Origin of the sequence: Streptomyces sp., assembly GCF_031181555.1 — a bacterium.
Lineage (GTDB): Bacteria > Actinomycetota > Actinomycetes > Streptomycetales > Streptomycetaceae > Streptomyces > Streptomyces fimbriatus.
On record NZ_JAPSKQ010000195.1, the window covers coordinates 1 to 10,445 of the forward strand.

Here is a 10,445-nt window from a genome sequence, read left to right on the forward strand (position 1 = left end):
CTCGCTCTCGGCGCGGTGGCCCTCGTAGTCGGAGACGATCCCGAAGTCGGGGTCGGAGAACCAGATCGAGCCGTCGGACTTCACGGCGGCGTCGTTCGGGCTGTTGAGCCGCTTGCCCTGGAAGCGGTCGGCGAGCACGGTGATCGTGCCGTCGTGCTCGGTGCGGGTGACGCGGCGGTTGCCCTGCTCACAGGTGACGAGGCGGCCCGCGGTGTCCAGGGTGTTGCCGTTGGGGTGACCGGCGGGCGAGCGGAAGACGCCGACCGTGCCGGTGGTCTCGTCCCAGCGCAGGAGGCGGTCGTTGGGAATGTCGCTCCAGACGACGTACCGCCCGGCCGGGACGTAGAGCGGTCCCTCGGCCCAGCGGCAGCCGTCGTAGAGCTTTTCCAGCCGGGAGTCACCGGCGGCGCACCGGCCGGTGCGGAACCGCTCGTCGAGGATCTCGTACAACTCGGGGTGCTCGCCGGGCATGGGGGCCGCCCTCTCTGTCGGGACGAAGACCGAATCTGTTCCCTACCGAACCACCACGCCTCGTTCCGGCGCGATGTCGCCATTCTCCACGTACCGGGCCTGCTGCAGACGGAGGACTGCGCTCGGGCCGTCTTCTCCGCCGGAGTCCCCGGACTCACCCCGGAAGAACTCGAACGGCGCGTTCGCCGCCGGATGGCGGGACAGGGTCTCGCCGTTCCGTACGAGTTGGTGATCCACGAGGCGGCCCTGCGCACCAGGGTCGGCGATCGTGCCGCCTCCCGGGCGCAACTCGCCACGCTCGTGGAACGTTCCGAAGCGGACAACATCACGGTCCGCGTCATCCCGCACGAAGGCGCCGACCGAACGCACCCTCACCCTCCCGATCACCGCCTTCACCGCCCTCGTCGAAGCACTCAAGAAGCCGTCAAGGGAACGGTGACCCTTCGAGGCCCCGCCCGTAGGCCGAGGACACCGCACGAACGGGGCCTCCACCTCGTCCTGAAGCCGGCCGTCCCTCAGTGTGACCGGTCGGAGGCACCGGGGGTCTCGGAAGCGAGGGCGTCCCGCATCGTGCGCAGCAGACGGTGCTGGCGGTTGCCGTAGAAGACGAGCCAGCTCAGGAAGACTCCGCTGAACACGGCCACGCCGACGGTCTGCCGCGGACCCGATGTCGCAGCCACCGCCGTCACGACGGCGCAGAAGAGGACGACCAGGAAGACCTGTGCCGTCACACGGTGGCGTGTGCGGTGCAGGCGCTGTTCGACCAGGTCACGCATGGCCCGGCGCTCCCGCGGATCCGTGGGGACGTCTCCCTTGCGCAGCTTCCGCTCCAGCGTCACGAGCCTGTCCGCCGAACCGCCGGCGGCGCGTTCCTCCTTGCGCCGCATGGCGATCATGATGGCGATGCCTCCGGCCGAGAAGACGGCCGTGCGCACCAGGACCGTTCCGAACGAGCGCCCCGGGAACAGCAGCATGCTCACGGCGCTCGCGACCAGAAGGGTCAGAACGATCTGCGCCCACAGGTGTTTTCCCAGGTAGGAGTTGAGGCGTTCCACGCGCGCCTCCGTTCACTTCCGTGCCCTGCGGCGCACGGTGAGAACCCGCACCGTCAGAGCCACGGCCAGCAGGATCCAGGTCACGGCGCAGTATCCCCACGTCGCTGTTCCGCGCAGGGCGCCCAGGGAGCTCCAGAGGGCCCACAGGGCCACCACGACGCACAGCGTGCTCCACGCGATGTCGGCGATGCGGACGGACAGCTGGGCGCGTTGTCTGGTGCCGGGTTCGAGATCACCGAGCCCGGACGATCGGGATGTCTCCGGCTGTGTCATGGATCATTCCTCGCGATGGTCGGCTTGGGATTCCCGGATACCCCGCGTTCCGGACGTCAGGCGGCCAACAGGGCGTCACGGAAAGGGAATCGCCCCTTCCGGCGCGGGCGCGCGGTCCCGTGAGAGCGGTGCCGTCCCCACCGTTCGGTGTCCGGATCGCCGCAGTACCGGCAGGGCTGTTCGCCCTGCTTCGGTGCGGGCGGCGGCCACGACGGCGTCGAGACCCGGCAGCGTGCCCGGGAACGTACGGCCAGGCCGGCCGGGGCCGCCGAGACCGTCTGCGCGGTGGCCCCGGGGCGGACAGGGCGCCGGCCGTGGCAGGGGCCGCCCTGGCGGGCCCCCCTACCGGGCCCGCGCGCGGCGCCCGGCCCCAGGAGCCGCAGGTGGCTTCGTTCGGAGCCAGGCTGGAAGGGACGGAGCGGCGTCGTCCAGGTCGCCGTCGGCGGGCCGGAAACGGAGCGGTCATGACCTCGGCCGCCCGGGAGGAGACACCCGTCGCCGTCGGGGCGGCGGCGTGGAACTGCGGATCAAGCCGATCGGCGGCGGAATGCCGGTCGGACACGCGCGGTTGCCCGAGGGCACCGACCTGGGCCCGGCGGTGGAGGGCCCGCCGGGTGACGCGTGCCCGCACTGGGGCACCTGTTCGAGGGGCGGCTGCGCATGCGTACGGAATCGGGGGAGGAGACGTATGAGGCGGGGCAGGCGTACTGCTGGGCACCCGGCCACGTATGCCTGGCCCTCGAGGACGGCGAGTGGGTGGAATCCTCGCCGTCGGGGGACCTCCAGAGGGTGATCGACCACCTGGCGTCACGGGCCGGATGAGCTGTCGGTGCCGGGCGGTACCGTCGGACCCATGTCCAACCAGGCGGGGAATCCCACGAACTCCACCGGCGAACGGCGCCTCGCCGTGCTCGAAGGCGTCCTGGAACGCATCACGTACGCCAACGAGGAGAACGGCTACACGGTCGCGCGCGTCGACACCGGCCGGGGCGCCGGCGACCTCCTCACGGTCGTCGGCGCGCTGCTCGGCGCCCAGGTTGGGGAGTCCCTGCGGATGGAGGGCCGCTGGGGCTCCCACCCGCAGTACGGCAAGCAGTTCCACGTGGAGAACTACACGACCGTCCTGCCGGCCACGGTCCAGGGCATCCGCCGCTATCTCGGCTCGGGCCTGGTCAAGGGCATCGGCCCGGTCTTCGCCGACCGCATCACCCAGCACTTCGGCCTGGACACGCTGAAGATCATCGAGGAGGAGCCCGAGCGGCTGATCGAGGTCCCCGGCCTCGGCCCCAAGCGCACGAAGAGGATCGCCGACGCCTGGGAGGAGCAGAAGGCGATCAAGGAGGTCATGCTCTTCCTCCAGACCGTCGAGGTCTCCACGTCCATCGCGGTGCGCATCTACAAGAAGTACGGCGACGCCTCCATCTCCGTCGTGAAGAACCAGCCCTACCGGCTGGCCGCCGACGTCTGGGGCATCGGCTTCCTCACCGCCGACAAGATCGCCCGGTCCGTGGGCATCCCGCACGACAGCCCGGAGCGGGTGAAGGCGGGCCTGCAGTACGCCCTGTCCCAGTCCGCCGACCAGGGCCACTGCTTCCTCCCCGAGGAACGGCTCATCGCGGACGCGGTCAAGCTCCTCCAGGTCGACACCGGCCTGGTCATCGAGTGCCTCGCGGAGCTGGCCGAGCCCCCGGAGGACGGCGCCGACCCCGGCGTCGTCCGCGAGAAGGTGCCGGGCCCGGACGGCGGCGACCCGGTCACGGCCGTCTACCTGGTCCCCTTCCACCGCGCCGAGCTCTCCCTCTCCGCCCAGCTGCTGCGCCTCCTGCGCGCCGACGAGGACCGGATGCCGGGCTTCCGTGACGTGGCCTGGGACAAGGCGCTGACCTGGCTGAAGGGGCGGACGGGAGCCGACCTCGCCCCCGAGCAGGAGGCGGCCGTGAAGCTCGCGCTCACCGAGAAGGTCGCGGTGCTCACCGGCGGCCCCGGCTGCGGCAAGTCCTTCACGGTCCGCTCGATCGTGGAGCTGGCCCGGGCCAGGAGGGCCAAGGTGGTGCTGGCCGCCCCGACCGGCCGCGCCGCCAAGCGCCTGGCCGAGCTGACCGGCGCCGAGGCCTCCACCGTCCACCGCCTGCTGGAACTCAAGCCCGGCGGCGACGCCGCCTACGACCGGGACCGCCCGCTGGACGCCGACCTGGTGGTGGTCGACGAGGCCTCCATGCTGGACCTGCTGCTCGCCAACAAGCTGGTCAAGGCGGTACCCCCGGGCGCCCACCTGCTCTTCGTCGGCGACGTCGACCAGCTGCCCAGCGTCGGCGCCGGCGAGGTCCTGCGGGACCTGCTGGCCGACGGCGGGCCGATCCCCGCCGTCCGCCTCACCCGGGTCTTCCGCCAGGCCCAGCAGTCGGGCGTGGTGACCAACGCGCACCGGATCAACGCGGGACAGCACCCGGTCACCGACGGCATGAAGGACTTCTTCCTCTTCGTCGAGGACGACACCGAGGAGGCCGGCCGGCTCACGGTGGACGTCGCGGCCCGGCGCATCCCCGCCAAGTTCGGCCTCGACCCGCGCCGTGACGTGCAGGTCCTCGCGCCCATGCACCGGGGCCCGGCCGGCGCGGGCACCCTGAACGGGCTGCTCCAGCAGGCCATCACCCCCGGCCGCCCGGACCTCGCGGAGAAGCGGTTCGGCGGCCGGGTCTTCCGCGTCGGCGACAAGGTGACCCAGATCCGCAACAATTACGAAAAGGGGAAGAACGGGGTCTTCAACGGCACCGTGGGCGTGGTCACTTCGCTCGACCCGGTCGACCAGCGCCTGACGGTGCTGACCGACGAGGACGAGGAGGTGCCGTACGAGTTCGACGAGCTGGACGAGCTGGCGCACGCCTACGCCGTGACCATCCACCGTTCCCAGGGCAGCGAGTACCCGGCGGTCGTCATCCCGGTGACCACGGGCGCCTGGATGATGCTCCAGCGCAATCTGCTCTACACGGCGGTCACGCGGGCCAAGCGGCTGGTCGTCCTCGTCGGTTCCCGCAAGGCGATCGGACAGGCGGTGCGCACGGTCTCGGCAGGCCGCCGGTGCACGGCCCTGGACTTCCGCCTCGCCGGTTCCCGGACCCCCGACGCACGCCTCTCCGGTGCCGGGGCCGCCGCTGTGAGCGGTCCGTCACCAAAAAATGATCGATCAAATGAGTCGTGAAGGTCACAGAGCCCTTCCGGATGACGGACAGAGGGGGCAGGATGGGCAAGTTGGCGGCACTGAGTGCCGCCAATAGGCCCGATGGTCGACCCCGAGTGCACTCTCCTGAGCCAAGTGGGGGATGGTAGAGACAGTCAGGGCACCTCGAAGATGAGGCACAACGTCGGTGAGGGAAGACGTGAGCGACAACTCTGTAGTACTGCGGTACGACGGCGGCGAGTACACCTACCCGGTGGTCGACAGCACCGTCGGTGACAAGGGCTTCGACATCGGAAAGCTCCGCGCTCAGACCGGTCTGGTGACGCTGGACAGCGGCTACGGCAACACCGCCGCCTACAAATCCGCGATCACCTACCTGGACGGCGAGGCCGGCATCCTCCGGTACCGCGGCTACCCCATCGAGCAGCTGGCCGAGCGCTCCACCTTCCTGGAGGTCGCCTACCTGCTGATCAACGGCGAGCTGCCGACGGTCGACCAGCTCACCGCGTTCAAGAACGACATCACGCAGCACACCCTGCTGCACGAGGACGTCAAGAACTTCTACAAGGGCTTCCCGCGCGACGCCCACCCGATGGCCATGCTGTCGTCGGTCGTCTCGGCGCTGTCCACCTTCTACCAGGACAGCCACAACCCGTTCGACGAGACGCAGCGCGACCTCTCCACGATCCGGCTGCTCGCCAAGCTGCCCACGATCGCGGCCTACGCCTACAAGAAGTCGATCGGCCACCCGTTCGTCTACCCGCGCAACGACCTGGGCTACGTCGAGAACTTCCTGCGCATGACCTTCTCGGTGCCCGCCCAGGAGTACGAGCTCGACCCGGTCGTGGTCTCCGCGCTGGACAAGCTGCTCATCCTGCACGCGGACCACGAGCAGAACTGCTCGACCTCCACGGTCCGCCTGGTCGGCTCCTCGCAGGCGAACATGTTCGCCTCGATCTCCGCCGGCATCAACGCGCTGTGGGGACCGCTGCACGGCGGCGCCAACCAGTCGGTGCTGGAGATGCTGGAGGGCATCCGCGACTCCGGCGGCGACGTCGACTCCTTCATCCGCAAGGTGAAGAACAAGGAGGACGGCGTCCGCCTGATGGGCTTCGGCCACCGGGTCTACAAGAACTTCGACCCGCGCGCCAAGATCATCAAGGCTGCCGCGCACGAGGTGCTGTCCGCCCTCGGCAAGTCCGACGAGCTGCTGGACATCGCGCTGAAGCTGGAGGAGCACGCGCTCTCCGACGACTACTTCGTCTCGCGCAGCCTCTACCCGAACGTCGACTTCTACACCGGTCTGATCTACCGGGCCATGGGCTTCCCGACCGAGATGTTCACGGTCCTGTTCGCCCTCGGCCGCCTTCCGGGCTGGATCGCCCAGTGGCACGAGATGATCAAGGAGCCGGGCTCCCGCATCGGCCGCCCGCGCCAGATCTACACGGGCGTGGTCGAGCGCGACTTCGTCCCGGTCGAGGAGCGCTGAGCCGCAGCCTCGCCTCTCACGGGGTCCCGCATCCGCTCGCCGGGTGCGGGACCTTCGTGCGTGGTGGCGGGCGGTCGCGGACAGCAGAAGGCGCCCCGGTGCGCCGGTCCCCCCACGGGCCGACGACCAGGGCGCCTTCCCATGTCCCGGTGCGGATTCCCCCCACGGGATCCGGCCGGGCGTCTGTGAGGACAGCGCCTGAATCGCTGTGTGAGCGCACGGACGGGTCGCCCCCGGCCGCCACTCGTACGGTGTGCGGTCTGCCGGGACAGCGCACGTTCGGGAGGGCCGCTCAAAGCTCCCCGGCGGGTACGTGCCCCGGCAACGCAATCTCTGGGAAAGTCCCCCAAGACATCCCCAGATGCCAGGAAGCGCCCCCCAAGACGCTGCCCGACATCGCCAACTTAGACCTTCGAACCCCTTCGATGGTTACGTTCGGATCACTGTGATCTGCGTCTCTTGCATATGTCCGTTAGGTACGCAAGAGCCCAGGTGTCACTCACGGGACTCAAGCGTAAGGATGATGCGCGAGCCTTGTGAAGAGCTTATGTGAGGGTCGTACCGGACTCCAGGGGTACGCCCCAACGTGAGACCTCAATGAAATGACCGCAGCCGCAGGCTGTTCGTCACCACGAAGACCGAGGAGAAGGCCATCGCCGCACCGGCGATCATCGGGTTCAGCAGCCCGGCCGCGGCCAGCGGCAGCGCGGCGACGTTGTAGCCGAAGGCCCACACGAGGTTGCCCTTGATCGTGGCGAGGGTCCTGCGGGACAACCGGATCGCGTCCGCGGCCACCCGCAGGTCACCGCGGACCAGGGTCAGGTCGCCCGCCTCGATCGCCGCGTCCGTGCCGGTGCCCAGGGCGAGGCCCAGATCGGCGACGGCGAGCGCGGCCGCGTCGTTGACGCCGTCACCCACCATGGCGACGACGCGCCCCTCGGCCTGCAGCCGCCGCACGACGTCGGCCTTGTCCTCGGGCAGCACCCCGGCGATCACCTCGTCGACGCCCACGGCCTCGGCCACCGCCTGGGCCACCGTCCGGTTGTCACCGGTCAGCAGCACCGGGGCGAGCCCCAGGGCGCGCAGCTCGCGCACCGCCTCGGCGCTGGTCTCCTTGACCGCGTCGGCGACGGCGAGGACGCCGCGTGCCACCCCGTCCCAGCCGACCACGACGGCCGTGCGCCCGCCGCTCTCGGCCTCCTGCCCCGCGCGGGCCAGCTCCGGCGGCAGGTCATCGAAGAGCCGCCCCACGGCCACCTCGTGGCCCTCCACGCGCCCGCGCACGCCCCGGCCGGGAACGTTCTCGAAGGACTCGACGGCCGGCAGCGTCCCGACGCGTTCCTCCGCACCGGCGGCGACCGCCCGGGCGACGGGGTGTTCGGAGGCGTGCTCCAGGGCACCGGCGAGCCGCAGCACCTGCTTCTCGTCGGCGCCCTCGGCGACGTACACCTCCTGCAGGGTCATGCGTCCGGTGGTGACGGTGCCGGTCTTGTCCAGGACGACGGTGTCGACGCGGCGGGTGGACTCCAGCACCTCCGGGCCCTTGATGAGGATGCCGAGCTGCGCGCCGCGCCCGGTGCCGACCATCAGCGCGGTCGGGGTGGCGAGCCCCAGGGCGCAGGGGCAGGCGATGATCAGGACGGCCACGGCGGCGGTGAACGCGGCCACCGTGTCGCCCGTGGCGCCCAGCCACCCCCCGAAGGTGCCGGCCGCGATCAGCAGCACCACGGGGACGAAGACCCCGGCGATCCGGTCGGCCAGCCGCTGCACCCGGGCCTTGCCGTTCTGCGCGTCCTCGACCAGCTTCGCCATCCGCGCGAGCCGGGTGTCGGCGCCGACGCGGGTCGCCTCGACGACGAGCCGGCCGCCCGCGTTGACCGTGGCGCCGGTGACGGTGTCGCCGACGGTGACGTCGACGGGGACGGACTCGCCGGTCAGCATGGACGCGTCCACGGCGGAGGAGCCCTCCACCACCGTGCCGTCGGTGGCGATCTTCTCCCCGGGCCGTACGACGAACCGGTCGCCGACGGTCAGCCGCTCCGCCGGGACCCGCACCTCGCGCCCCTCGCGCAGCACGGCCACGTCCTTGGCGCCCAGCTCCATCAGCGCCCGCAGGGCCGCTCCCGCGCGGCGCTTGGAGCGGGCCTCCAGATGGCGGCCGAGCAGGATGAAGGCGGTGACACCGGCGGCGACCTCGAGGTAGACGGCGGAGGCGCCGTCGGTGCGGGAGACGGTGAGTTCGAAGGGGTGCCGCATCCCGGGCATGCCCGCGTCGCCGAGGAACAGCGCCCACAGGGACCAGCCGAACGCGGCGAGCGTGCCGACGGAGACCAGCGTGTCCATGGTGGCCGCGCCGTGCCGGAGGTTGGTCCAGGCGGCCCGGTGGAAGGGCAGCGCGCCCCAGACCACGACGGGCGCGGCGAGGGTGAGCGAGAGCCACTGCCAGTTGTCGAACTGCAGGGGCGGGACCATCGCCAGCAGGACGACGGGGAGGGCGAGGAGCGCGGAGACGGTCAGGCGCCGGCGCAGGGCGGCCGACTCGGGGTCCTCCCGCGCGGCGGACGGCCCGTCCTGCGGGGCGGGTGGTTCCTCCGCCGGGGGCGGGGGCTCCTCGGCGGTGTAGCCGGTCCTCACCACGGTGGCGATCAGGTCGGCGACCCCGACGCCCGGCGGGTAGGTGATCCGGGCCTTCTCCGTCGCGTAGTTCACCGTGGCGGTGACGCCGTCCATGCGGTTGAGCTTCTTCTCGACGCGGGCCGCGCAGGAGGCGCAGGTCATCCCGCCGATGAGCAGCTCGACCTCCGCGACCGCCGGCTGCCCGCCGGTCGCGGCCTCGGCGGCGGTGGTGGTGCTGCTGGTCACGTCCGTCACTCCAGGAAGGCCGGGAAAGCCGGGAAGGAGGGGGTCCGGGACTCCGGGGCCGGCGGCGCGCCGGACCGCGGGGAACGGGTGGCCGGTACGGCCCGGTGCACGCCGTGCGGTGTCCCGGTCCCGTCTCAGGCCTTGCCGACGAGTTCGAAGCCGGCCTCGTCGACGGCGGCGCGCACCGCCGCCTCGTCGAGCGGGGCCGCGGAGACGACGGTCACCTCGCCGGTGGCGGCGATCGCCTTCACCGAGCTGACGCCGGGGATCTCGGAGATCTCGCCGGAGACGGCGCCTTCGCAGTGACCGCAGCTCATCCCGCTCACCTTGTAGACGGCGGTGACGGAACCCTGGGTGTCGGTCGGGGAAGTCATGGCGTTGCTCCTCGTCGAGGCGTACGGGGTTGAGGGGGCCCTCGGGGGCCACGCACTCCAGATTATACCCCTAGGGGGTATTAATCCACGACCAGCGGGTCGAGGTAGCGGACGAGGACGTTCTTCAGTTCCCGGACGTACGCCTCGCGCTCGGCGCCCTCGTGGGCGAGGACCAGTTCCAGTCCGGCCTTGTAGATCCCCACGCACACCTGGGCGGTGCGGCGCACGTCGGCGGCCGGCGTGTCCGGCAGGAACGGGGTGAGGAGGGTCTCGACCCGGGTGATCAGGGTGGCGTGCAGCGCGTCGTGCTCCTCGGCCATGCGGCCGGGGATGTCCGGGCCGTGCATCAGGGTGAAGAAGACCGGGTGGCGGCAGTTGAAGTCGATGAACCGGTCGACGGCCGCCGCGATGGCGTCCTCGAGGGGGGTGGTGGGGTCGACCGGAGCGAGGGCCTCGCCGTAGGCCTCCCGCATCTCGTGCATCAGCCGGCTGCCGAGCTCGATCGCGATCGCTTCCTTGTTGGGGAAGAACTGGTACAGCGTGCCCGGTGAGACGCCCGCCTCGCGGGCGATGGCGTTGGTGCTGGCGGCCGTGTAGCCGGTCGAGCAGAAGACGGAGGCGGCGGCCTCGAGCAGCTGGGCGATGCGGCGCTCGCCGCGCGCCTGACGGCGGACGGGCCGCTCGTCGGCCGCCCGCTGCCTCCCGGACGTCCCGGGCTCCCCGGACGTCCCGGACTCCCCGGA

Annotated in this window: 9 protein-coding genes and 1 pseudogene; 4 read left to right on the plus strand and 6 right to left on the minus strand. The window is 71.2% G+C overall.

Going from position 1 to position 10,445, the window contains the following annotated elements; translation table 11 throughout:
• A partial coding sequence (locus RIM90_RS27590) for an SMP-30/gluconolactonase/LRE family protein (RefSeq protein WP_309063466.1) occupies positions 1-471 on the minus strand: 471 nt, incomplete at its 3' end.
• 51 nt (positions 472-522) lie between these two features.
• Between RIM90_RS27590 and RIM90_RS27595 the strand changes: the two are divergent.
• Positions 523-822: pseudogene (locus RIM90_RS27595) on the plus strand (Scr1 family TA system antitoxin-like transcriptional regulator); the annotation flags it as partial.
• A 164-nt stretch (positions 823-986) separates the two neighbouring features.
• Here RIM90_RS27595 and RIM90_RS27600 read toward each other — a convergent pair.
• Both RIM90_RS27600 and RIM90_RS27605 read right to left on the minus strand, forming a co-directional pair.
• A complete protein-coding gene (locus tag RIM90_RS27600) occupies positions 987-1,526 on the minus strand; it encodes a hypothetical protein (RefSeq protein WP_309063467.1) in 540 nt (179 codons plus the stop codon).
• A 12-nt stretch (positions 1,527-1,538) separates the two neighbouring features.
• Positions 1,539-1,799 carry a hypothetical protein gene (locus RIM90_RS27605; RefSeq protein WP_309063468.1) on the minus strand — a complete coding sequence of 87 codons (261 nt, stop codon included), beginning with the start codon at positions 1,797-1,799 and terminating at the stop codon, positions 1,539-1,541.
• Positions 1,800-2,420: 621 nt separating this feature from the next.
• Here RIM90_RS27605 and RIM90_RS27610 point away from each other — a divergent pair.
• From RIM90_RS27610 to RIM90_RS27620, 3 genes are all read left to right on the plus strand, one after another.
• Positions 2,421-2,621, plus strand: coding sequence for a hypothetical protein (locus tag RIM90_RS27610; RefSeq protein ID WP_309063469.1), 201 nt, complete (start codon positions 2,421-2,423; stop codon positions 2,619-2,621).
• A 31-nt stretch (positions 2,622-2,652) separates the two neighbouring features.
• On the plus strand, positions 2,653-4,998 hold the full coding sequence (locus RIM90_RS27615) for an ATP-dependent RecD-like DNA helicase (RefSeq protein WP_309063470.1): 2,346 nt from the start codon (positions 2,653-2,655) through the stop codon (positions 4,996-4,998).
• Between the two features lie 178 nt (positions 4,999-5,176).
• Positions 5,177-6,466 (plus strand): citrate synthase, encoded by a 1,290-nt coding sequence (locus RIM90_RS27620; RefSeq protein ID WP_309063471.1) that lies wholly within the window; start codon positions 5,177-5,179, stop codon positions 6,464-6,466.
• 594 nt (positions 6,467-7,060) lie between these two features.
• On the opposite strand, the gene RIM90_RS27625 is transcribed toward RIM90_RS27620, so the two are convergent.
• From RIM90_RS27625 to RIM90_RS27635, 3 genes are all read right to left on the minus strand, one after another.
• Complete coding sequence (locus tag RIM90_RS27625; RefSeq protein ID WP_309063472.1) at positions 7,061-9,328, minus strand: heavy metal translocating P-type ATPase; 2,268 nt, start codon at positions 9,326-9,328, stop codon at positions 7,061-7,063.
• A gap of 134 nt (positions 9,329-9,462) precedes the next feature.
• Positions 9,463-9,702 carry a heavy-metal-associated domain-containing protein gene (locus tag RIM90_RS27630; RefSeq protein ID WP_309063473.1) on the minus strand — a complete coding sequence of 80 codons (240 nt, stop codon included), beginning with the start codon at positions 9,700-9,702 and terminating at the stop codon, positions 9,463-9,465.
• An 80-nt stretch (positions 9,703-9,782) separates the two neighbouring features.
• On the minus strand, positions 9,783-10,346 hold the full coding sequence (locus RIM90_RS27635) for a TetR/AcrR family transcriptional regulator (protein WP_309063474.1): 564 nt from the start codon (positions 10,344-10,346) through the stop codon (positions 9,783-9,785).
• Positions 10,347-10,445 lie beyond the last annotated feature (99 nt).